This window comes from Jiangella ureilytica, assembly GCF_004348545.1.
Classification (GTDB): Bacteria; Actinomycetota; Actinomycetes; order Jiangellales; family Jiangellaceae; genus Jiangella; species Jiangella ureilytica.
This window is the reverse complement of the sequence record NZ_SMKL01000011.1, coordinates 73,544-96,390: the sequence shown is the minus strand read 5'-3', so window position 1 is coordinate 96,390 and position 22,847 is coordinate 73,544. Positions and strand designations below refer to the sequence as shown.

At 73.2% G+C, this 22,847-nt stretch carries 21 protein-coding genes; 18 read left to right on the top strand and 3 right to left on the bottom strand.

Going from position 1 to position 22,847, the window contains the following annotated elements; translation table 11 throughout:
• Positions 1-30 precede the first annotated feature (30 nt).
• From E1212_RS06980 to E1212_RS06925, 12 genes are read left to right on the top strand one after another with little or no spacing between them, the layout of a single operon-like run.
• Complete coding sequence (locus tag E1212_RS06980) at positions 31-1,104, top strand: Gfo/Idh/MocA family protein (RefSeq protein WP_203416536.1); 1,074 nt, start codon at positions 31-33, stop codon at positions 1,102-1,104.
• Positions 1,101-2,099, top strand: coding sequence for an NAD-dependent epimerase/dehydratase family protein (locus E1212_RS06975; RefSeq protein ID WP_131980700.1), 999 nt, complete (start codon positions 1,101-1,103; stop codon positions 2,097-2,099). The genes E1212_RS06980 and E1212_RS06975 overlap by 4 nt, the downstream gene beginning before the upstream one ends.
• Positions 2,096-3,226, top strand: coding sequence for a DegT/DnrJ/EryC1/StrS family aminotransferase (locus E1212_RS06970; protein WP_131980698.1), 1,131 nt, complete (start codon positions 2,096-2,098; stop codon positions 3,224-3,226). Before E1212_RS06975 ends, E1212_RS06970 begins: the two co-directional genes overlap by 4 nt.
• Complete coding sequence (locus E1212_RS06965; RefSeq protein ID WP_131980696.1) at positions 3,223-3,879, top strand: LbetaH domain-containing protein; 657 nt, start codon at positions 3,223-3,225, stop codon at positions 3,877-3,879. The genes E1212_RS06970 and E1212_RS06965 overlap by 4 nt, the downstream gene beginning before the upstream one ends.
• Positions 3,876-4,988 (top strand): DegT/DnrJ/EryC1/StrS family aminotransferase, encoded by a 1,113-nt coding sequence (locus tag E1212_RS06960; RefSeq protein WP_131980694.1) that lies wholly within the window; start codon positions 3,876-3,878, stop codon positions 4,986-4,988. The genes E1212_RS06965 and E1212_RS06960 overlap by 4 nt, the downstream gene beginning before the upstream one ends.
• Positions 4,985-6,244 (top strand): glycosyltransferase family 4 protein, encoded by a 1,260-nt coding sequence (locus tag E1212_RS06955; protein ID WP_131980692.1) that lies wholly within the window; start codon positions 4,985-4,987, stop codon positions 6,242-6,244. The genes E1212_RS06960 and E1212_RS06955 overlap by 4 nt, the downstream gene beginning before the upstream one ends.
• Positions 6,241-7,470, top strand: a complete 1,230-nt coding sequence (locus E1212_RS06950) for a rhamnosyltransferase WsaF family glycosyltransferase (protein ID WP_131980690.1) — start codon at positions 6,241-6,243, stop codon at positions 7,468-7,470. Before E1212_RS06955 ends, E1212_RS06950 begins: the two co-directional genes overlap by 4 nt.
• 33 nt (positions 7,471-7,503) lie before the next feature.
• Positions 7,504-9,078, top strand: a complete 1,575-nt coding sequence (locus tag E1212_RS06945; RefSeq protein ID WP_131980736.1) for a lipopolysaccharide biosynthesis protein — start codon at positions 7,504-7,506, stop codon at positions 9,076-9,078.
• The gene (locus E1212_RS06940) at positions 9,075-10,400 is read left to right on the top strand and encodes a glycosyltransferase family 4 protein (protein WP_131980688.1); all 1,326 of its coding nucleotides are present in this window, start codon (positions 9,075-9,077) and stop codon (positions 10,398-10,400) included. Before E1212_RS06945 ends, E1212_RS06940 begins: the two co-directional genes overlap by 4 nt.
• Positions 10,401-10,405: 5 nt before the next feature.
• Positions 10,406-11,965, top strand: a complete 1,560-nt coding sequence (locus E1212_RS06935; protein WP_131980734.1) for an acyl-CoA ligase (AMP-forming), exosortase A system-associated — start codon at positions 10,406-10,408, stop codon at positions 11,963-11,965.
• Positions 11,962-13,188 carry a pyridoxal-dependent decarboxylase, exosortase A system-associated gene (locus E1212_RS06930; RefSeq protein WP_131980686.1) on the top strand — a complete coding sequence of 409 codons (1,227 nt, stop codon included), beginning with the start codon at positions 11,962-11,964 and terminating at the stop codon, positions 13,186-13,188. The genes E1212_RS06935 and E1212_RS06930 overlap by 4 nt, the downstream gene beginning before the upstream one ends.
• 32 nt (positions 13,189-13,220) lie before the next feature.
• On the top strand, positions 13,221-13,478 hold the full coding sequence (locus tag E1212_RS06925) for an acyl carrier protein (RefSeq protein WP_131980684.1): 258 nt from the start codon (positions 13,221-13,223) through the stop codon (positions 13,476-13,478).
• 4 nt (positions 13,479-13,482) lie between these two features.
• Here E1212_RS06925 and E1212_RS06920 read toward each other — a convergent pair whose 3' ends face one another.
• Entirely contained in the window at positions 13,483-14,352 is an 870-nt protein-coding gene (locus E1212_RS06920; RefSeq protein ID WP_203416530.1) for a hypothetical protein, read from the bottom strand.
• 149 nt (positions 14,353-14,501) lie between these two features.
• Here E1212_RS06920 and E1212_RS30720 point away from each other — a divergent pair, with 149 nt between their 5' ends.
• Both E1212_RS30720 and E1212_RS06910 read left to right on the top strand, forming a co-directional pair.
• Positions 14,502-15,371: a glycosyltransferase family 2 protein gene (locus tag E1212_RS30720; protein WP_131980682.1), complete on the top strand. Its 870-nt coding sequence runs from the start codon at positions 14,502-14,504 to the stop codon at positions 15,369-15,371.
• On the top strand, positions 15,368-16,021 hold the full coding sequence (locus tag E1212_RS06910; RefSeq protein WP_238992270.1) for a polysaccharide deacetylase family protein: 654 nt from the start codon (positions 15,368-15,370) through the stop codon (positions 16,019-16,021). The genes E1212_RS30720 and E1212_RS06910 overlap by 4 nt, the downstream gene beginning before the upstream one ends.
• On the opposite strand, the gene E1212_RS06905 is transcribed toward E1212_RS06910, so the two are convergent.
• A complete protein-coding gene (locus tag E1212_RS06905; protein WP_131980680.1) occupies positions 16,005-16,679 on the bottom strand; it encodes a hypothetical protein in 675 nt (224 codons plus the stop codon). The genes E1212_RS06910 and E1212_RS06905 overlap by 17 nt on opposite strands.
• A 219-nt stretch (positions 16,680-16,898) precedes the next feature.
• Here E1212_RS06905 and E1212_RS06900 point away from each other — a divergent pair, with 219 nt between their 5' ends.
• The 4 genes from E1212_RS06900 to E1212_RS06885 all read left to right on the top strand — a co-directional run bounded on the left by E1212_RS06900 (position 16,899) and on the right by E1212_RS06885 (position 21,166).
• Positions 16,899-17,681: a YveK family protein gene (locus tag E1212_RS06900; protein ID WP_131980678.1), complete on the top strand. Its 783-nt coding sequence runs from the start codon at positions 16,899-16,901 to the stop codon at positions 17,679-17,681.
• Positions 17,678-18,982, top strand: a complete 1,305-nt coding sequence (locus tag E1212_RS06895) for an O-antigen ligase family protein (RefSeq protein WP_131980676.1) — start codon at positions 17,678-17,680, stop codon at positions 18,980-18,982. The genes E1212_RS06900 and E1212_RS06895 overlap by 4 nt, the downstream gene beginning before the upstream one ends.
• Positions 18,979-19,887, top strand: coding sequence for a glycosyltransferase family 2 protein (locus tag E1212_RS06890; protein ID WP_131980674.1), 909 nt, complete (start codon positions 18,979-18,981; stop codon positions 19,885-19,887). Before E1212_RS06895 ends, E1212_RS06890 begins: the two co-directional genes overlap by 4 nt.
• Before the next feature lie 70 nt (positions 19,888-19,957).
• On the top strand, positions 19,958-21,166 hold the full coding sequence (locus E1212_RS06885; RefSeq protein WP_131980672.1) for a glycosyltransferase family 4 protein: 1,209 nt from the start codon (positions 19,958-19,960) through the stop codon (positions 21,164-21,166).
• Positions 21,167-21,196: 30 nt separating this feature from the next.
• Here E1212_RS06885 and E1212_RS06880 read toward each other — a convergent pair whose 3' ends face one another.
• Entirely contained in the window at positions 21,197-22,711 is a 1,515-nt protein-coding gene (locus tag E1212_RS06880) for a DUF4082 domain-containing protein (RefSeq protein WP_162605363.1), read from the bottom strand.
• Between the last annotated feature and the right edge of the window lie 136 nt (positions 22,712-22,847).

The following is a 22,847-nucleotide window of genomic DNA, read 5'->3' as shown; positions in this document are numbered from 1 at the left end:
AGACAGCACGCCATGGGGGGAACGTTCGAGATGACTGATCAGGTCGGCACGCCGCTGAACGCCGCGGTGGTCGGGGCCGGGTACTGGGGCCCGAACCTGGCCCGCAACTTCGCCACGGCGCCGGACTGGGAGCTGGTGGCCGTGTGCGACCTCGACGAGGCCCGTGCGGCGAAGGTCGCCCGCGCGTCGGGAGGCGCCGACGTCGAGACGTCGCTCGACCGGCTGCTGGCCCGCGACGACATCGACGCCGTCGCCGTCGCCACGCCGGCCCGCACCCACTACGCCATCGCGACGGCGGCGCTGCGGGCGGGCAAGCACGTCGTGGTCGAGAAGCCGCTGGCCGACACCGGCGAGCGGGCGGCCGAGATGGTCGGCCTCGCGGCCGAGCGCGGCCTCGTGCTCATGACCGACCACACCTACTGCTACACGCCGGCCGTGCTGAAGATCGCCGAGCTGGTGGCCGAGGGCGCGCTGGGCGACATCCTGTTCGTCGACTCGATCCGGATCAACCTCGGGCTCGTGCAGCCCGACGTCGACGTGCTGTGGGACCTCGCGCCGCACGACCTGTCCATCCTCGACGCCGTCCTGCCGGGCGGGTTGCGCCCGGTGGGCGTGTCCGCGCACGGCGCCGACCCGCTCGGCGCGGGCAAGGCGTGCCTGGCGTACCTGTCGATGCCGCTCGAGAACGGCGGCATGGCGCACGTGCACGTGAACTGGCTGAGCCCGACCAAGATCCGCCAGATGGTCATCGGCGGCAGCCGGCGCACGCTGGTCTGGGACGACCTGAACCCGCAGCAGCGGCTCAGCGTCTACGACCGCGGCGTCGACCTCGCCGGGACGACGGCCGTGGGCACCGACCGGGCCGCGGCGACCATCTCGTACCGCCTCGGCGACACGTGGTCGCCCGCCCTGCCGGAGAAGGAGGCGCTCGGCCTCATGGTCGGCGAGTTCGCCGCCAGCATCCGCGAGGGCCGGGCGCCGCGCACCGACGGCGCGGCCGGGCTGCGCGTGCTCGGCGTGCTCGAGGCGGCGTCGGCGAGCCTGACGGCCGGCGGCATGTTCACCAGCACGACGGCCGGCACCCACTCGGAGGTCCTCGCATGACCCAGCTCGAAGGCGCCAGCGTTCTCGTCACCGGGGGCGCCGGCACCATCGGCTCCACCCTCGTCGACCAGCTGGTCGACGCGGGTGTCGCCCACGTCGACGTCCTGGACAACCTGGTCCGGGGCCGGCGCGAGAACCTCGCCGACGCCCTGGCCAGCGGCCGTGTCACGCTGGTCGAGGACGACCTGCGCAACCGCGACGCCGTCCACGACCTCACCCGCGGCAAGGACGTGGTCTTCCACCAGGCCGCCATTCGCATCACCCAGTGCGCCGAGGAGCCCCGGCTGGCGCTCGAGGTGCTGGTCGACGGCACGTTCACCGTCCTCGAGGCGGCCGCCGAGCACGGCGTCGACAAGGTCGTCGCGGCGTCCAGCGCGTCGGTGTACGGCCTGGCCGAGGAGTTCCCGACCGGCGAGCGGCACCACCACCACAACAACGACACCTTCTACGGCGCCGCGAAGTCCTTCAACGAGGGCATGCTGCGCAGCTTCCGGGCCATGTACGACCTCGACTACGTCATCCTGCGCTACTTCAACGTCTACGGCCCGCGCATGGACGTGCACGGTCTGTACACCGAGGTGCTGGTGCGCTGGATGGAGCGCATCGCCGACGGCAAGCCGCCGCTGATCTTCGGCGACGGCCTGCAGACCATGGACTTCGTCTGCGTGCCCGACATCGCCCGCGCGAACGTCCTGGCGGCGGGCAGCGACATCACTGAGGGCGTCTACAACATCGCCAGCGGCACCGAGACGTCGCTGTTCGACCTCGCCACCGCGCTGCTGAAGGTCATGGACTCCGACCTGGGGGTCGAGCACGGCCCGGAGCGCGCGGTCAACGGCGTCACGCGGCGCCTCGCCGACACCTCGGCGGCCCGCCGCGACCTCGGCTTCGAGGCGACCATCGGCCTCGAGGAGGGATTGGCGCAGCTGGTGGAGTGGTGGCGGCCGCTGCGCGAGGAGATCGCGGCCGGCCGGTCGCTGGCGGGAGTGCGATGAGCCGCGTCAACGTCATGCGCCCCTGGCTGGGCGACGAGGAGGTGGCCGCGGTCGCCGAGGCGATCCGGTCCGGCTGGGTCGCCCAGGGCCCGCGGGTCGCCGCCTTCGAGGCGGAGTTCGCGACGGTCATGGACACCCCGTACGCGGTGGCGACGTCGTCGTGCACGACGGCGCTGCACCTGGCCCTCGTCGTGGCCGGGGTGAGTGACGGCGACGACGTCGTCGTGCCGTCGTTCTCGTTCATCGCGACGGCCAACGCCGCGAAGTACGCCGGCGCCCGGCCGGTCTTCGCCGACGTCGACGCCACCACCGGCAACCTCACGCGCGACACCGTCGAGGCCGCACTCACGCCGTCGACCCGCGCCGTCATCGTCGTCGACCAGGGCGGCGTCCCGGTCGACCTCGACCCGATCCGCGAGCTGTGCGACCCGCGGGGCATCGTCGTCGTCGAGGACGCCGCGTGCGGTGCCGGCTCGACGTACCGGGGCCGGCCGGTCGCGGCGACCGCGGAGATCGCGGCCTGGTCGTTCCACCCGCGCAAGATCATCACCACCGGCGAGGGCGGCATGGTGACGTCCGGTCGCGAGGACTGGGCGAGCCGGGCCCGGCGGCTGCGCGAGCACGCCATGAGCGTCTCGGCGGCCGACCGGCACGCCAGCGTGCTCGCCCCGGCCGAGGAGTACGCCGAGGTCGGCTTCAACTACCGCATGACCGACCTGCAGGCGGCCATGGGCCTGGTCCAGCTGGGGCGGCTGCCCGAGGCGATCGCCCGCCGCCGCGCGCTGGCCGACGTCTACGCCAAGCAGATCGCCGACATCCCGGGCCTGCGTCCCGTGGCCGACCCCGCGTGGGGCACCGGCAACTTCCAGTCGTACTGGGTCGAGGTCGAGCCGGAGTACCCGCTCGACCGCGAGGGCCTGCTGGCGCACCTGGCCGAGGCCGACATCTCCGCCCGCCGCGGCATCATGGCCGCGCACCGCCAGCCGCCCTACCGCGAGCTGACGCCGTCGTCGGGCCTCCCGGTCACCGAGCGGCTCACCGACCACACGCTGATCCTGCCGCTGTTCCACGAGCTCACCGAGAGCGACCAGGAGCGCGTCGTCGCCGCATTGCGAGGGCCTGTGTGAGCAGGGCACTGGTGCTCGTCGCGGCCGGCGGCCTGGCCCGGGAGGCGCTCGCGGCGATCCGCGTCGGCGCCGCACCCGAGCACGAGGTCGCCGGGTTCCTCGACGACGACCTGAGCAAGGCGGGGACGAGCGTCGACGGCGTGCCCGTGCTGGGCCCGCTCGACGACGTCACCCAGCACGACGGCGCCGACCTGCTCATCTGCGCGGGCCGCGGCGGCGCCAGGCGCGACATCGCCGCCCGGTTCGCCAAGCTCGGCGTCGACGACGCGCGCTACGCCACCGTCGTCCATCCGGGCACGCCGGCCCCGGCCGGCTGCACGGTGGGCGCCGGCAGCATCCTGCTGGCCGGTGTGGTGCTGACCGCGGCCGTCACGGTGGGCCGGCACGTGGTCTGCATGCCGCACGTCACGCTCACCCACGACGACGTGGTGGGCGACTACGCGACACTGGCCGCCGGGGTGGCGCTCGGCGGCGGGGTGATCGTCGGCGAGGCCGCGTACCTGGGCATGCACTCCTCGGTGCGCGAGCGGCGCCGGGTGGGGGACGACGCCGTCCTCGGAATGGGAGCCGCACTGGTCGAGGACCAGCCGGCGAGGACGACCTGGGCCGGTGTGCCCGCACGGCCGCTGACGCGGCAGGAGGAGTCGAAGTGACGAACATTCCGCTGGTCGACCTGCGGGCCCAGCAGGCCGAGATCGCGGCCGAGGTGGAGCCGCAGATCCTCGACGTGCTCCGCACCGCCGGGTTCGTCGGCGGGCCGCACGTGGCCGCCTTCGAGACCGCCTATGCCGAGTACGTGGGGGCCGGGCACTGCGTCGGCGTCGCCAACGGCACCGACGCCATCGAGCTCGCGCTGCGGGTCGTGGGGGTGGAGGCCGGCGACGAGGTCATCATGCCGGCGAACACCTTCATCGCGACCGCCGAGGCGGCCTCGCGCATCGGCGCGGTCCCGGTGCCGGTCGACGTCGACCCCGACCACCTGCTGATCTCGCCCGACGCCGTCGCCGCCGCGATCACCGGGAAGACCCGCGCGATCGTCCCCGTGCACCTGTACGGGCAGGTGGCGCCGATCGAGGCGCTGGAGCCCATCGCCGCCGCGGCGGGCGTCCCGATTGTCGAGGACGCCGCGCAGTCGCAGGGAGCCCGGCGCCACGGCCGGGGGGCCGGAAGCCTCGGCGCCATCGCCGCCACCTCGTTCTACCCGGGCAAGAACCTGGGCGCCTCCGGCGACGGCGGCGCAGTCACGACGAACGACGCCGGCCTCGCGGCGCGGGTCAGGCTGCTGGCCAACCACGGCTCCGCGGTGAAGTACCAGCACGACGTCATCGGGATGAACTCCCGGCTCGACGCGATCCACGCGGTGACCCTCAAGGCCAAGCTGGCCCGCCTCGAGGACTGGAACGAGCGGCGGCGGCAGGCCGCCGGCCGGTACGCCACGCTGCTGTCCGGCGTGCCGGGCCTGCGGGTCCCGCGGACGATGCCCGGCAACAGCGACGTCTGGCACCTGTACGTGGTGCGGGTCGAGGACCGCGACCGGGTGCTGGCCGAGCTCAACGCCGCCGGGGTGGGCGCGGCGCTGCACTACCCCGAGCCGTGGCACCTGACGCCCGCGTACGCCGGTCTCGGTCACGCGGCCGGCAGCTGCCCGGTGGCCGAGCGGGCGGCCGGCGAGATCCTGTCGCTGCCGCTCTACCCGCACCTCACCGCCGACCAGCAGGAGCAGGTCGCCACCGCTGTCGTCAAGGCGCTCGGCGGGCCATGAGCACGCGACGTCGCCGGGTGCTCGTCCAGCTCGACAACCTCGAGCTCGGGGGAGCGCAGATCAACGCCGTGCAGCTGAGCGCGGCGGTGGCGGAGCATGGGTACGACAGCCTGGTCATCGGGCCGGCGGACACCCTGCCCGCGGGCCCGTCGGTGCTCGACGTGAGCGCCGACTACGGCGTCACGGCGCGCACCTACGAGCGGCCCGCGTCGCTGTTCGCGCACGCGCGGGTGCTGTCGCGGCTCGCCCGCGGCGCGCATCTCGTGCATGCGTTCAGCACGTCGGAGCGGGCCGCCTACTGGGGCCCGGCCCTGCTCGGCCGGCGTGGGCTGGTGCGCACCATCTACGAGATGTCCTTCGACCCGCGCACCCACCCGTCCATCCCGCTCGTCATCGGCACCGGCTACCTCCGCGACGAGTTGGCCGGCCGCCCGGGCGGCACGACCCTCGTCAGCCCGCCGGTCGACACCTCGCGCGACGCACCCGGGTCCACCGACCGCGCCGCCTTCCGCCGCGAGCTGGGGCTCGCCGACGACGCCGTCGTGCTGACCATCGTCAGCCGGCTGACGGAGGAGATGAAGGCGCGCGGCGTCGAGGACGCCATCCACGCCGTCGAACGGCTCGGCGACCCGCGGGTGCACCTGGTCGTCGCCGGCACCGGTGACGCGGCGGCCCGGCTGCGGGCGGTCGCCGACGGCGTCAACCTGCGGCTCGGGCGCACGGCGGTGCTGTTCGTCGGCCCGCTCGCCGACCCCCGCCCCGCCTACGACGGTGCCGACGTCGTCCTGGGCATGGGCAGCTCCGCTGCGCGCGGACTGGCCTTCGGCAAGCCGCTGGTCGTGCTCGGCGAGCGCGGCTGGAGCGCGGTCTTCCGCGAGCCGTACGTCGACGCGATCTTCCGCAACAGCTTCTGGAGCCCGCGCGAGGTCGCCGACGGCGCCGGGCTGCTGGCCGGCCATCTCCGGACCCTGGCCGCCGACGCCGCCGAGCGACACCGGCTCGGGACGGCCGCACGGGCGTTCGCCGAGGCGAACTTCGGACTGCCGGCCATGGCGGAACGGCTGGCCGGCGTGTACGACGAGGCGCTGCGCACGGCGTCGAGCCGGCGCTGGCTGCGCGATCTGGGCACGGAGCGGCGCATCCTCGCCGCCAAGCTGGGCGGAGGGTCCGGCGCCCTGGAGTGGAAGCAGCGCGACACCGAGGCCGTCGGCGCCCGCGAGCCCGAGCCGGCCACCACGGAAGGGGCCGTGCGATGAGCGCCGCCGACACGAGCCGCCGGCTGGGCGCCAAGGTCGCCAAGGCCGCCGGCATCCTGCGCGCGGACGGCCCGCGGGCGCTGGCGCAGCGGCTGACCCGCGTGGCCTACGACCGGCTCGACGCCGCCAGCCTCGACGAGCCCCTGCTCTACGACGACATCGCCGATTCCACGCAGCTGGACCTCGCCGTGCCCCAGTGGCGCCCGCCGCGCTCGCAGCCCATGAGCGTCGGCTGGGTCACCGTGCCGCCACGGGCCGGGTCCGGCGGCCACACCACGCTGTTCCGCATGGTCGAGGCCGTCGAGAAGGCCGGCCATGGGTGCGTGCTGTTCCTCTACGACCGCTACGGCGGCGACCTGCGCGAGCAGGAGCGGGTGATCCGCGACTGGTGGCCGAACATCCGCGCCGAGGTCCGCGACGCCTCGGAGGGCATCGCCGGCGTCGACGCCTGTGTCGCGTCGTCCTGGGACACCGCGCACGTGCTGGCCCGCCGGGGCACCGCGCCGATGCGGCGGGCCTACTTCATCCAGGACTTCGAGCCGTACTTCTACCCGCGCGGCTCGCTGTACTCGCTGGCCGAGGACACCTACCGGTTCGGATTCCGGAACATCGCGCTGGGCGAGATGGTCGCGCAGGCGCTGCGCTCCGAGCTCGGCCTCGCGCCGGACGTGACGGAGTTCGGCTGCGACACGTCGGTCTACCGGCCGCTCGACGACCACGAGCGCACCGGCGTCGTGCTGTACGCCCGGCCGACGGTGCCGCGGCGCGGCTACTGGCTGGCCCGGCTGGCGCTGCAACGCTTCCACGAGCAGCACCCGGAGGTCCCGATCCACTTCTACGGGACCGTGGTCAAGAACCTGCCGTTCCCGGCGGTCCAGCACGGCCGGCTCACCCCGGCGGAGCTCAACGAGCTCTACAACTCCAGCATCGCGGGCCTCGCGATGTCCTTCACCAACATCTCGCTGGTCGCCGAGGAGATGCTCGCGGCCGGCACCGTCCCCGTCGTCAATGACTCCGTGCACTCGCGGGCCGACCTGGTCAACGAGCACGTCGCGTGGGCGACGCCCACACCGCACGGCATCGCCGCCGCGCTGAGTGCCGTCGTCACCCGTGCGGACCGCGACGTGGCCGCGAAGGCCGCCGCGGAGTCGGTGCGGCGGTTCGGCTGGACCAAGGCCCAGTCGGACGTGCTGCGCATCCTCGAGGACGAGGTGTACGGATCGTGATACCGCGGACCGGCCACTGATCTGGTGTCGACGATGATTGACGACCAGCCGAGGACGAGCGAAGCGCCCGACACGTCCGTCGGCCGGCAGGCCGCGTCGGGCGTGCTCTGGCTGACCGTGCAGAAGTGGGCGGTCCGGCTCTCCGGCCTGGTGACCATCGCCGTGCTCACCCGGTTCCTCAGCCCCGAGGACTTCGGCGTCGTGGCCGCGGCGTCGACGGTGCTGCCGTTCTTCTACCTGCTGGCCGACCTGGGGTTCGCCGCCTACATCGTGCAGGTCGAGCACGCCGGGCGAAGGCTGCTGAGCACGGCGTTCTGGTTCGCCGCTCTCGCCGGTGTGGTGCTCGCCGCCGCCGTCGCCGGGGCGGCGCCCCTGTTCGGGCTGGTGTTCGATTCCGCCGACGTCGTGCCGGTGCTGCAGGTGCTGGCGCTGGCCGTGCTGGCGACGGCGCTGGGGTCGGTGCCGACGGCGCTGCTGCGGCGCGAGATGCGGTTCCGGACGCTGGCCATCCAGGGCACCGTCGCGTCCGTCGCCGCGCAGGTCGTCGCCGTCGCCATGGTGCTCACCGGAGCAGGCGTCTGGGCGCTGGTCGGCCAGGTGCTGACCGTCCAGGGGCTGACCGCGCTGCTGGCCTGGACGGCCGCGCGCTGGTGGCCCTCGCTCGCGTTCTCGGGCCGCCAGTTCGCCGTCATGGCCCGGTTCGGCGGGCAGGTGCTCGGCGTCGAGTGCGTCGCCGTCTGCCGCCAGTGGGCCGAGACCGCGATCGTCTCCGTCGGCCTCGGCATGGCCGCACTCGGCTACCTCAACATCGCGCAGCGGCTGGTGCAGATCGTCCAGGAGCTCACCGGCGCGGCGCTGCTCCCCGTGACCATGGTCGCGTTCGCGAAGATCCGCGACTCCGCCGAGCGGCTGCGCCACGCGTACCTGCGGGCGTTGCGCATGACGTACGCCCTGCTGGCGCCGCCGCTCACGCTGCTGGCGGTCGCGGCTCCGCTGATCCTGCCGCTCGTCTTCGGCGACGGCTGGGAGGAGAGCGTGCCGGTGGCCCGGATCCTGGCCTTCGCCGGGATCATGGTGGTCGGCGCGACGCTGGACCACGGGCTGTTCTACGGTCTCGGCCGCCCCGGCCGCTGGTTCGGGTACGCGCTGGCCATCGACGTGCTGACGGTGGCCACGACGGCGCTCACCGTGCGGTGGGGGCTCGTGGGCGTCGCGACCGGCTTCCTGGTCGTGGCCGCCGTCGCCACGGCGTCGCGCTGGTTCCTGGTCGCGCGGCTGCTGCAGGCCCGGCCGTGGGCGCTGGCCGGGCCGTTCGGCTTCCTCGCCGTCGCGGTGCCCGTCGGCGCCGGGACCGGCTGGCTGGTCATGACGGCGACCGCCGGGCTGCCGCCGATCGTCCGGGTCGGGCTGATCGGGATCGCGATCCTGGTGGCCTACGGCGCCGTGACGGTGCTGCTGGCGAAGCGCGTCGTCACCGACATCGCCCGGTACCTTCCCGGACAGAACGGGATCGACTACCTCGGGCGCCACGTCCGGACCGGCTATCTGCCTCGCCACACCCGGGCCGCTCGTGTCAACATGCTGGTCAACTCGATGGAGCACTCATGACCGGTCGCCCGCACGTCCTCATCGTCGTGCAGAACCTGCCCGTACCGCTGGACCGGCGGGTCTGGCTCGAGTGCCAGGCGCTGCTCGCCCGCGGCTACCGCGTGAGCGTCATCTGCCCCAAGGGCCCCGGCGACCCCGACCACGAGGTGGTCGAGGGCGTCGACCTCTACAAGTACAGGCCCGCGCCCGAGGCCAAGGGCCTGCTCGGGTTCGTCTGGGAGTTCGCCTACAGCTGGCTGCGCACCGCGTGGCTGTCGCTCCGCGTGCGCGGCGCCGGCCGGTTCCACATCATCCAGGCCTGCAACCCGCCGGACACCTACTGGCTGCTGGCGCTGCTCTGGCGCCCGTTCGGGGTGCGGTTCGTCTTCGACCACCACGACCTCAACCCCGAGCTCTTCCTGTCCCGCTTCGGCGAGCCACGCGGCGGGTCGCAGCAGGCGCAGTACCGCGCGTTGGTCTGGCTGGAACGACGCACGTTCCGGGCCGCGCACCGGGTCATCTCGACCAACGAGTCGTACCGGGCCATCGCCATCCGCCGCGGCGACCGCCGGCCGGAGCACGTCACCGTCGTGCGCAGCGGCCCCGACACCGAGCAGATGCGCCCCGTCTACCCCGAGCACCCGCGCCCGGCCGACGAGATCGTGCTCGTGTACCTGGGCATCATGGGCCCGCAGGACGGTGTCGACCAGGTGCTGCTGGTCATGGACGAGCTGGTGCACCGGCGCGGCCGCACGAACGTGAGGGCCACGCTGCTCGGGTTCGGCGACTGCCTCGAGGACCTCCGCAAGCAGTCCGCGTCGCTCGGGCTCGACGGCCACGTCACCTTCACCGGCCGCGTCGACCGCGTCCAGATCGCCGAGTACCTGAGCCGCGCCGACATCGGGCTCGGCCCGGACCTGAAGACGCCGCTCAACGACGTGTCGACCATGAACAAGACCATGGAGTACATGGCCTACGCCCTGCCGTCGGTCGCGTTCGACCTGGCCGAGACCCGGGTCTCCGGCGCCGACAGCGTGCTGTACGTTCCGACCGGCGACGTCCACGCGTTCGCCGACGCCGTCGAGAAGCTGATCGACGACCCCGGGCTGCGCGCGGAGCTGGGCCGGCAGGCGCGCACGCGCGTCGCCGCGGAGCTCGACTGGCGTGCGCAGGCCGAGGCGTACGTGTCGGTGTACGACGAGCTGACCGGGTTCTCGCGGCCGGGGCCGGCCGTCCCGCCGGCTGAGCCCGGCCGCGCCACCGACCCGCAGGGCCGCCGCTACGTCGACCTCGACGACACCGTGGAACTCGTCCGCTACCTCGAGGAAAGGAGGGCGCCGTGACCGCGATCAGGACGCAGTTCCACGACCTGCTCGCCCAGGCCGCCGCTGCCCGGCCCGACGCGCCGGCGCTGACGTACCGCAACCAGACCGCCGGCTACGGCGACGTCTGGCGGACGGTGCAGGCCGCGGCGGCACAGCTGTCCGGGCTGGGCCTGAGCCGGGGCGACCGGGTGGCGATCTACCTCGAGAAGCGCATCGAGACCGTGGCCGCGTTCTTCGCCGCCTCGGCCGCCGGCGGCGTGTTCGTCCCGGTCAACCACGTGCTCAAGGCCCAGCAGGTCGGGCACATCCTGGCCGACAGCGGTGCGACGGTGCTGGTCACGTCCGCCGACCGGCTGGCCCAGCTCGACGCCGTCCTGGCCGGGACCGCCGTCACGCAGGTCGTCATCGTCGGGACCACCGAGGCCACGGACGGCGCGACCTACCTCGTGCACCGCTGGGACGCCGGCCAGGAGGCCGGTGGCGAGCCGGAGCCGTCGCCGGCCATCGACATCGACCCGGCCGCGATCCTCTACACCTCCGGCAGCACGGGTAAGCCGAAGGGCGTCGTGCTGAGCCACCGCAACCTCATCGTGGGTGCCGAGAGCGTGAGCAGCTACCTCGAGAACAGCGACCACGACGTCATCCTCAGCGTGCTGCCGCTGAGCTTCGACGCCGGCCTGAGCCAGGTGACGACGGCCTTCTCGGCCGGCGCGCACTGCGTGCTGATGAACTACCTGCTGCCGCGCGAGGTGCCGAAGCTGTGCGAGCAGTACGGCGTCACGGGCCTCACCTGCGTGCCGCCACTGTGGCTGCAGCTGGCCGAGGTGCCCTGGCCCGAGACGGCCGCCCGCAAGCTGCGGTACTGGGCCAACACCGGCGGGCGCATGCCCCGGGTGACGCTCGACCGGCTCCGCGGCGTGTTCACCGAGGCCCGGCCGTTCCTGATGTACGGCCTCACCGAGGCGTTCCGCTCCACCTACCTCGACCCCGCCGAGGTCGACCGCCGGCCCGACTCCATCGGCAAGGCGATCCCGAACGCGGAGATCCTCGTGGTGCGCCCCGACGGCACCCCGTGCGCGCCCGGCGAGGAGGGCGAGCTGGTGCATCGTGGCGCGCTGGTGGCGCTCGGCTACTGGAACGACCCCGTCCGCACCGCGGAGCGGTACAGGCCGCTGCCCCGGCCGGGCGAGGACTGGCGCACGCCGGAGCAGGCCGTATGGTCCGGCGACACCGTGGTGGCCGACGACGAGGGCTTCCTGTACTTCGTGGGCCGCAAGGACGACATGATCAAGACCTCGGGGTACCGCATCAGCCCGACGGAGATCGAGGAGGCCGCGTACAGCACGGGGCTGGTCCGCGACGCCGTCGCCATCGGGGTCGACGACGCCGCCCTGGGCCAGCGGGTGGTCCTCGTCGCCACGCCCGCCGAGGCGGAGCTCGACGTCGCGGCGCTGCTGGCCGCGATGCGCCAGACGCTGCCGCTGTACATGGTCCCGTCCGAGGTCGAGGTCCGCAGCGAGCTGCCGCGCTCGCCCAACGGCAAGTTCGACCGCGGCCTCATCAAGGGGGAGCTGGTCCAGTGAAGCCGCACGAGCACATCGCCGCCTTCGGCACCGCCGACGGCGAGCTCCGGGTCGGCGGGATGCCGCTGAGCCGGCTCGCCGACCGGGTCGGCTCGACGCCGTTCTTCGCCTACGACCGCGGCCTCCTGGACGCCCGCATCGACCGGCTGCGCTCGGCGCTGCCCGACTCGGTGCAGCTCAGCTACGCCATGAAGGCCAACCCGATGCCGGCGGTCGTACAGCACCTGGCGCACCGGGTCGACCGCATCGACGTCGCCTCGGGTCTGGAGATGCACGCCGCGCTCGACACCGTCATGCCGGCCGACCGGGTCAGCTTCGCCGGGCCGGGCAAGTCGCCCGCCGAGATCCGGCAGGCGGTCGCGGCCGGCATCATCGTCGAGGTCGAGTCGACGACGGAGCTGGGCCGCGTCATCACCGCCGGCGACGACCTCGGCCTGACGCCGAACGTCGCGATCCGCGTCAACCCGGACTTCGCGGTGAAGGGCTCGGGCATGCGCATGGGTGGCGGGCCGCAGCAGTTCGGCATCGACGCCGAGCAGGTGCCCGCGGTGCTGCGCGAGTTCGCCGCTGCCGGCGTGAACTGGCTCGGCTTCCACGTGTTCGCCGGGTCGCAGAACCTCAACGCCGAGATCATCGCCGAGTCGCAGCGGCGCACCGTCGACCTGGTCGCGTCGCTCGCGGCGCACCTGCCCGCGCCGGTGCGCTACCTCAACCTCGGCGGCGGCTTCGGCATCCCGTACGTCGAGAAGGACGGGCCGCTCGACCTCGGCCTCGTGGCGGGCGAGCTGGCCGGCCTGGTCGCCGGCGAACTGGCGCAGAAGCTGCCCGAGGCGATCCCCGTCATCGAGCTGGGCCGTTACATCGTGGGCGAGTGCGGCGTCTATGTCACCCGCGTCCTCGACCGCAAGGTGTCGCGTGGCACGACGTACCTCGTCGTCGACGGCGGCATGCACCACCAACTCGCGGCGTCGGGCAACTTCGGCCAGGTCATCCGGCGCAACTACCCGCTCGTGGTGGGCAACCGGGTCGAGAAGTCCGGTTCCGAGACCGCCACCGTCGTCGGCTGCCTGTGCACGCCGCTGGACCTGCTCGGCGACGACGTCGAGCTGCCCGCCGCGGAGATCGGCGACCTCGTCGTCATCTTCCAGGCCGGCGCCTACGGCCTGACCGCCAGCCCGACCGCCTTCCTGGGGCACCCGTCCCCGATCGAAGTCCTCGTCTGACCCGCCACCGAACCATCGCACAAGGAGCACACATGACCGACACCCTGGACACCGTCCGCACGGTGCTGATCGAGTCGCTGGACCTCACGCAGCGGCCCGAGGACCTCCAGGAGAGCACGGCCCTGTTCGGATCGCTGCCCGAGCTGGACTCGCTGGGCGTCCTCTCGCTGGTGACGGCCATCGAGGAGCGCTTCGACATCACCATCGACGACGACGAGTTCGACGCCGAGCTGTTCGAGACCCTCGGGTCCTTGACGCAGTTCGTCGACTCGAAGCTGGCCGCGGCCTGACCGGCTACCAGCGGACCAGAGTCAGCTCGCTGTAGAGATGATCGATGGACTCGGGGCCGACGTGCTCGGCCCGGAACATCTTCGGCCGCGGCTGGGCCAGCACCCGGCCCGGGCCGCCGGGCGTGAAACCCAGGATCCGCCGTTCCGCGAGCGTCAGGGGGAGGCCGTGTCGCAACAGCAGGTGCGCGGCGACCGCGGGCCAGGCCGCCTCGAGGCAGCCGGCATCGCCGCCCGCGTACAGCGGCGTCGCGAACAACGGCAGCCGCTTGCGCCGGTCGCGCCGGAACATCAGGTAGCCGTGCGCGCCGTCGCGCCCGACCAGCAGGTGCTGGGCCGCCGGCGCCTGCCGGTGGTCGCGGTAGACCTCAGCGTCGCGGCCGGTGAGCACGCGGTCGAGGACGGCCGGCGCCGTCGTCACCCGGGTGCCGCGGCCGGCCGGGCGGGGCAGGTTGGCCACCAGCGTGGTGGCGGTGTCGAGGCGCTGGAAGCCGAGCCGCTCGTTCAGCGCGATGACGTTGCCGCTGGGCGACAGGTCGGTGAAGACGAAGCCCTTCTGGCCGAGCAGCGCGCGCACCAGCCGCAGCGAGTGCGGCCGGTACTCCTCGAGCACGCAGAACGCGGCCAGGTTGCAGAACGGGACCGGCTCGCCGCCGATCTCGCGCTCGGAGTAGACGGCCGCGTACACCCCGACGATCCGATCGCCGTCGAGCAGCTGGAACCCGTGGTTGGGCGCGTCGGCCTTCCACGGCGGCGCCAGCAGCAGGCTCCACGCGTCGGCCGAGACCCGCGGGTTGAGGTGCTGGTGGAGGAACCGGCTGACGGCCCAGGCGTCGCCGGCCGAGACAGGCCGCACGACCACGGCGGGCGCTCCCATCGGGTCACCATATCGCAGCCCCACCAGCAGCCTTCGGCTGTCGGGTCGTGCGAGGACGGAAGGACCGGACCGAGGGTCGAGCGTTCAGGGGACCTCGGGCCACCGGGAGCCCGCCGGTATTGCGTGACCCTCCGGGGAGAGGAATGGCGATGGCCAGCGTCGTGATCGCCGCCCACAACGAGGCGAATGTCATCGGGAGCTGCCTCGAGGCGCTGTCCGGGCAGCGGTTCTCGGGCGACCTCGACATCGTCGTCAGCGCGAACGGCTGCACTGACGACACCGCCGCGGTGGCGGCCCGCCACGGCGTCACGGTGGTCGATCGCCCCGAGGCCGGGAAGACCGGGGCTCTCAACGCCGGCGACCCGGTCGCGACCGGCTTCCCGCGGATCTACCTCGACGCCGACATCGTCCTGCCCGCGCATGCCGTGGCGACGGTGGTGGCCCGGTTCGAGGTGCTGCCGCGGCCGCTGGCCGTGGTGCCGCGGCGCCGGGTGAACACCGCCGGCCGGGCCTGGCCGGTGAAGGCGTACTTCTCCATCAACGAGCGGCACCCGGCGTTCCGGACCGGGCTGTTCGGGCGGGGAATGATCGCGTTGTCCGAGGAGGGCCGCGCCCGGTTCGACACGTTCCCGGAGCTCATCGCCGACGACCTGTTCCTCGACTCGCGGTTCACCGCGGCGGAGAAGGCCGAGCTGACCGAGGTCGAGGTCGTCGTCGAGGCGCCGTTCACCACGCGCGACCTACTGCGCCGGCTGGTCCGGGTGCGCCGGGGCAACGCCCAGCTGCGGACCGCCGCGGCCGCCGGCCAGGTGGACCTGCCGGTGCGATCGGCCGACCGCTGGGCGTGGCTGCGCGACGTCGTCGTGCGCGAGCCCCGGCGGGCGCCGGCGGCCATCCCGTACCTGGTCATCACCGTCGCCGCGGCCCTGCTCGCCCGCCGTCCGGCCCGTCCGGGCGACGGCTGGGGCCGCGACGACACCACCCGCGGCCCGTCGGCCGCCGAAGGGACCGCCCCGTGATCGTCCACCTGTGCTTCCACGGCATCGGCACGTGCGAGCGGGAGCGCGAGCCCGGCGAAGCCCGGTACTGGGTCACCGAGCCGATGTTCCAGCGCGTGCTCGACGAGGCCGCCGCGCACCCGCACGTGCGGCTCAGCTTCGACGACGGCAACGCCTCCGACGCCGAGGTGGCGCTGCCGGCGCTGCGCGAGCGCGGGCTGCGGGCCACGTTCTTCGCCCTCGCCGGCCGCCTGGACGACCCGGTGAGCCTGGCGCCGGCCGACCTCGAGGAGCTGCGCGGCGCCGGCATGGCGATCGGCAGCCACGGCTGGGCGCACGTGCCCTGGCGCGGGCTGTCGGCCGCCGACGCCCGCCGCGAGCTCGTCGAGGCGCGCGAGGCGATCGCCGCGGCGAGTGGGGCCACTGTGACGGAGGCGGCGCTGCCGCTGGGCCGCTACGACCGGCGACTGCTCGGCCGGCTGCGCAGCGCCGGCTACCGGACCGTCTACACCAGCGACCGGTTCCCGGCCCGCGAGCGGTCCTGGCTGCAGCCGCGCTACAGCGTGACCGCCGCGGACACCGTCGAGTCGGTGCGCGCCTACCTCACTCACCGGCCGGGGCTGCGCGACGCCCGCAACGCCGCGGTGAGCCTGGTCAAGAGATTGGGCTGAAGTCGCGCTCGCGCGGGATGGGGGTGCCGCGCTTGCGGGCGCGGTACTCGAGCAGGACGATCACCGCCAGGGTGGCCCCGCCGCCCAGGATGCCGACCATGGCGAGCGTACGGATCTTGCTGCCGCCGATCTCGTAGACGGCCGACGTCTCGGGCTGCACGGTCACGGTGATGTCGTTGACGGGGTCGACGCCCTGCTCGCGCTGCAGCGCGTCGAGCTCGCGCGCGATGCGGTCGATGAGCTCGCGCTGCCGGGCCAGGAGCTTCTCGCGGTCCGACGCCACCACCTCGACCGACAGCACCTGGCGGGCGAAGTTCGGGGCCCACTGGCCGCCGGTGTCGGGCAGCTTCACCGACCAGCCGTCGCGCACGCCGATGCCCACCAGGTTGGCCTCGGGCGAGGCGTACTTGAGCGTCGCGCCCGGCCCGGTGACGCGCTTGGCCACCACACCCGCCGTGATGATGAGGTCCTCGGACGGCGCGCTCAGTGAGTTCGGGTACAGCCGGCTGGTGGGTGCGAGGAAGACCACCTCGGTGCGCGACCAGTAGACGTGGTCGTCGGCGATCATGACGAACGCCAGGGCGCCGGTGCACAGCGCGCCGACCAGCACCACCGGCCAACGGCGGAGCATGGTGAGAATCAGTTCCCACGGCGTCATCGGTGTTCCACGCGCCTCTCGAAACCCGGCGACCCCCCTGCCGCCCAGGTCCAGGCTATAGTAGCGAGCGCAGATCGTGGCGTGCGCGGTTTCGGCCGTCTCGCCTGGTCAAGGGGGAGAATCCTCCGCGCGAGCGCACGAGGGTGAGCCGTCCCCTCGGCCCCGCCGGAGGTGCGGCCGGTTCCGCCGGCCGTCAACGGGTCTGGGGGTCGATGGCGGGTGGCTGCGGAATTCCTCGCCGCCGCCGGGCGCAGGTGGTACGTGCTGGTGCTCGGCGTCCTCATCACGCTCGGACTCGCCGTCGGTGCGACGGTGATGTCCTCGCCCACGTACTCCGCTCGCGGGCTGGTGCTGCTGCTGCCGCCCGAGGACGCCGTCGGCGACGGCGGCAACCCGTTCCTCGCCCTCGGCGCGCTCGACATGCCCGCCCGCATCATCGTGTCCTACCTCGACAGCCCGTCCGCACGCGCCGACGTCGAGACCGTGATGCCGACGGCGTCGTACGAGGTCGCCATGGAAGAGGCGACCCGCGGCCCCGTCATCGCCATCGAGGTCACCGACACCACGCCCGAGGGCGCGCTCGCGACGCTGCAGGACATCGCCGACGCCGTCCCGAGCACGCTGGCGCGGCTGCAGCAGGAGCTCGAGGTGCCCGCCGAGTCCACAGTCACCTCCATGCCGCTGACCATGAGCACCGAGGCCGAGGAGCTCAGCGGCAACGGCACCCTGATCGCGATCGTGGCCGCCGGGGCCGGGCTGGCGGCCACGGCGGCCGCGACCGTCCTGATCGACCGCATGGTGCTGCGGCGCTCGGCCCGCCGCCGAGCGGCGCCACGGGCGCGTGCGGAGGCCCGGCGGACCGCCCTGGGCCCGGTGCCCGACTCCGGAGGCCCCGCCGGCGACGGGTCGGGTGACGACGGCGACGACGACGGACGCCCGGTCGAACCCGCGGAACGGCCGGCGCCGCGGACGGCACCGGGGAGCCGTAGGCGGGCCAAGTGACGACGGTCACCGGCGCCCTGCCGCGCACCCGCAAGCGACTCGACGCGGTCGCCTGGCTCACGCTGTACGTCGGCCTGCTGTTCTTCGTGCCGTCCAAGCTGATCTTCGCCCCGCTCGGCAGCGCCGGGGCGCCGTCCATGGTCTTCGGGCTGGGCAGCCTGATGCTCTGGACCTTCTACTACGTCGGCACCACGAAACCGGTGCAGGTGCGCGTCCAGCCGGTCCGTATCGCGCTGTGCGCCTTCCTGTTCAGCGTCGGCGTCAGCTATGCGCTGGCGATGTCCGGCCCCATCAACACCGACGAGATCAGCCCGGCCGACGTCGCCCTGCTCGCGCTGGCCTCGTGGGCGGGCACCATGCTCATCGCGCACGACGGCGTGACCAGCCGCGACCGGCTGAACAGCCTGGTCTGGCGCATCGCCGTCTGCGGCAGCGTCATCGCGACTCTCGGCATCGTGCAGGTCCTCACCCACACCATCTGGGTCGACCGCATCTCCCTCCCGGGGCTGACGGCTGCCGACGCGGCCGGGACCTACCTGCGCGGTGCCTTCCTGCGGCCCGCGGGCACGGCCATCCACCCCATCGAGTACGGCGTCGTGGTGACGATGCTGCTGCCGCTCGCGCTGCACGTCGGGTTCAACCACACCTGGCGGCACCCGGTGGGCCGGTGGATCCCGGCGGCGGCGCTGGCCACGGTCATCCCGGTGACGTCGTCGCGGTCGGCCTACGTCGGCGCGATCATCGGCGTGCTGATCTGCGCCGTCGGCTGGCCCAAGGCGCGGCGCCGGCTGGTGCTGGCCGTCGGCGCGCTCGGCATCGTGGTGCTGACGTTCCTCACCCCGACCCTGGTCAACTCGATCCTCGGGCTGTTCACCGGTGCGGGCGAGGACCCGAGCATCGCCTCGCGCACGGACAGCTTCGCGCTGGCGGGGTCGTTCATCTCCGAGCACCCGTGGTTCGGCCGCGGGCTCGGGACGTTCCTGCCCAAGTACCGGATCTTCGACAACCAGTACCTCGGCCTGCTGGTGACGGTGGGCGTCATCGGCACGCTGCTGTTCGTCGCCCTGGGCGTCGTCGCCATCGCCATGCTCGTGCGGGTGCGCCGGCGCGCGGCCGACGACGCGACCCGCGACCTCGCCTCGGCGCTGGCCGCGGCGCTCGCCGTGGGGTTCGTCTGCCTGGTCATGTTCGACGCGTTCGCGTTCCCGATGACCATGGGTACGCTCTTCCTGCTGCTCGGAATGGCGGGCGCGCTGCGCAGAACCGAGGATCGGGTGGGGGCCATGGTGGGGGGACCATGAGCGGCGAGGCGGTCGACGTCGCCGCGCTCGTCGTCACGTACAACAGCGAGGAGCACATCGTCGAGCTCCTCGACAGCCTGCCCGCGGCGCTGGCCGGGCTCTCGTACTCCGTGGTGGTGGTCGACAACGGCTCCGCCGACGGCACACTGGCGCTCCTCGACTCGCGGCCCGACTGCGTCGTCGTGCGGTCGACGAACGACGGCTACGCGGCGGGCATCAACAAGGCGGTGCGCCACTCGCCGCCGGCTGCGGCGCTGCTCGTCCTCAACCCCGACGCCACCCTCGACCCCGGCGCCGTGCCGCTCATGCTCGACGTGCTGCGCAAGCCCGGCGTCGGTGTCGTGGCGCCGCGGGTGCGCGAAGAGGACGGCAGCCTGTCGCCGACGCTGCGCCGCGGGCCGACCATGGGCCGGGTCGGCGGGCTGAGCTTCACCGGGCTCCCGGCGTTCACCGAGCGCATCGAGGACCCTGCCGAGTACGAGGCCGAGCACGAGGTCGACTGGGCCGTCGGCGCGATCCTGCTGCTCGACCGCGAGTGCTACGACGCGCTCGGCGGGCTCGACGAGTCGTACTTCCTCTACTCCGAGGAGACCGACTTCAGCCTGCGGGCCAAGGACCGGGGCTGGGCGACGGTGTACACCCCGGCTCCCGGGGCCATGCACGTGGGCGGCGGGTCCGGCGAGAGCGCGACGACCCACACGATGAAGATCATCAACCGGGTCCGGCTGTATCGGCGGCGCACCGACGACACCCGTGCTTGGGTGTACTTCGTGCTCACGGTTCTCACCGAGGTCCGCCGGGCCGTCCTCGGCCACCGCAAGTCGTGGCCGACCATACGGGCCCTGGTACGGCCGTCCACACGGCCGCCGATGCTGATGGCGAGTGACACGTTCCTGCCCCGGTGAGCCACCGGGGCGCCGCCAGGGGTGGGCGGACAACCGCATACTGATCGTCTTCCAGGGGGGATGGACGAAGATGAAGGTCCTGATGGTCGCGCCTGCCTGCGACGGGCAGGACGTCGGCGAGTCGTGGGTGGCGTTCCAGTGGGCGTCACTGGTGTCGCAGCGCTTCGACCTGACGTTGCTGACCACGTACAAGCGCGGCCACGTGCCGCCGTCGCAGCAGCTGCCCGGCGTGCGGGTCGTCGAGTGGAGCGAGCCGCCACTGGTCGGCCGGGTCGAGCGGCTCAACAGCCTCATGCAGCCGGCCTACGCGCCGTTCTACCGGCGCGCCCGCGGCTGGATCCGCGGGCGGCTGCGCGACGGTGAGCGCTTCGACGTCGCGCACCAGAGCGTCCCCGTCGCCATGCGCTACCCGTCGCCGGCCCGCGAGCTGGGCATCCCGCTCGTCATCGGGCCGGTCGGGGGCAGCCTCGAGTCGCCGCCCGGGTTCGTCGCCGAAGAGGGCGCCACGCCCTGGTACCAGCGGCTGCGCGCCCTCGACGGCTGGCGCATCAGGCGCGACCCGCTGCTGCGCTCCACCTACGAGTCGGCCGACTGCGTGGTGGGCGTGGCCCCGTATGTCCAGGAGTTCCTGTCCGGCCTGACCCTGAAGCGGTTCGAGCTGCTCAGCGAGACCGCCGTCCACGACGTCCCGCCGCCGGTCGACCGGTCCGGGCGCACCGGACCGCTCCGGCTGCTGCACGTCGGGCGCACCGTCCGCACCAAGGGCCTGCGCGACGTCATCCGCGCGCTGGGCGACCTGCGCGACCTCGACGTCGTCCTCGACGTGCTGGGCGACGGCAACGACCGCGCGGCCTGCGAGGAGCTGGTCCGCTCGCTGGGCCTGGGCGACCGGGTGACGTTCCACGGCTCTGTGCCGCGTGCGCAGGTCGACGGCTTCTACGAGCGTGCCGACGTCTTCGTGTTCCCCAGCTACCGCGAGCCGGGCGGCAACGTCAGCCTCGAGGCCATGTCGTACGGCCTGCCGGTGGTCGTCTGCGAGCGCGGGGGGCCCGGCGCCAACGTCAGCGACGCGTGCGGCTTCCGGCTGGCCGCCGTCTCGCCGGAGCAGCTGGCCGCGGACTGCGCGGCCGCGATCCGCAAGCTCGCCGAGGATCGGGAGCTGAGGCTGCGGATGGGCGCCGCCGCGCGCGAGCACGTCGCCACCACGCACCTGTGGGAGCACCGGATCGACCGCATGGGCGAAATCTACGCGTCGATCGCCGCGGTCACCGGCCGGTAGCGCACCCGGCCGGTGACCGCCGGCCGGTGGTTACCGGCCGCCCTCCATCGAGCAGCTGATCGGCTTCACCGGGACCGGCTGGCCGGCGCCGTCCAGCCGGACCACCTGGGCCTCCCAGGTCTCCATGACCGAGCACTTCACGTCGATCGGCCCGTAGCCCCAGCTGCCCTCGACGACGTTGAGGTTGCGGACCGAGCCCGGCATGCCGTTGCGGAACGGATAGCCGCCACCGGCCACCAGCAGCCCGTCGACGTCGAGCGACGTGTTGCCCTGGCTGTGCGGGTAGAAGAACGCCGCGGTGCCCCAGCAGCCCTGCTCCTCCTCGAGGATGACGGTGCTGTTGCGGACCTTCAGGTGCCCGCCGTAGTAGCCCTGGATGCCGTCGCCATGCCAGTCGCCACAGCTGGTCGGGGGCGACACCTTGATGTAGGAGTCCTCGACGGTGACGCCCTCGCAGCCGTAGTCGTCGCCGGCCGCCCGCAGGCCCTCGGGCACGCCGTCGATGAGGACGTTGCGCACCGTGTAGCCGCCCGGGCCGATGACGAAGATGTCCTGGTCGGACGTCCGGTCGCGTGGCGTGAACGTGGAGTCCTCGATGACCAGGCCGTTGCGGCAGATGTTGCGCGGGTCGTTGACGACGCCGGTGCCGACGGCGTCGATGCGGCGCAGCGTCACGTTCGGGGCGTCGACGAAGATGGTGCCGTTGACGACGCGGAGGTCCTCGACGACGGCACCGGCCTCGGTGATGCGCAGGTCGCCCTGGACGGTGCGCTCCGGGCTCCAGCCGTCCGGCAGGCCCGCGGACTCGCGGGTCGGGAACGCGCCCGGGTTCGACGGCTCGGCCGGTCGCGTCGGCGTGGGCGACGGGGTCGGCTTCGGCGTCGCGGTGGGCGTGCGCGTCGGCGTGGGGGTCGGAGTCGGCTTCGGGGTGGCCGTGGCCGTCGGGGTGGGCTTCGGCGTGGGCGTCGTGGTCGGCGTCGGCTTCGGAGACTCGGCCGGCGGCACAGGGGGCACCGTGGGCAGCGAGTCGGTGTCGTACACGATGTCGACGAGGTAGTTCGAGCCCTGGTAGGTGTCGTCGGGGAAGCGGCTGCGGCTGCTGTAGTGGTACACGCCGGCGCCGGCCTGCAAGAGGAAGCCGTTGCGGACCTGCCGCCTGGTCAGGTCGCGTTCGGTGACCGCGTAACCACCACGGGGCGCGTGGTAGGACGCGACGTAGGTCTCACCGGCTGTGAGCTGCACGGGCTTCTCGAGCTCGACCGTGCGCCAGCCGACCGAGCGGCTGGCCTCGAACGACGCCCGGGCGAGGACGTCGCCGTCGGCCGACCAGAGCGTGGCGGTGGTGACGTCGTGGGTGCGCGACCCTTGGTAGTACTGCAGCGCCGTGACGCTGCCGCCCTCTTGCGGGGAGAAGCGCACGCCCAGCTCGACCGCACGCCGGTCCGGGTCCACAGCGGTGCGCGGCGCGAGGTCGTCGGCGAAGATCCCGTGGGTCGACCGCGCGTCGTCGGGAGTGAGCGCGAGGGCGACCGTGACACCGCTCACGATCGCCACGACGGTGGCGATGGCGGTGGAGAGGCGAATGCGGATTCGACGACGGCGGACACGACGGATACGTCTGCTGGCACGGCTGCGGATCGGCATGTGAGTCATTGGAGTCCAAATATCGGGATCATCGAAT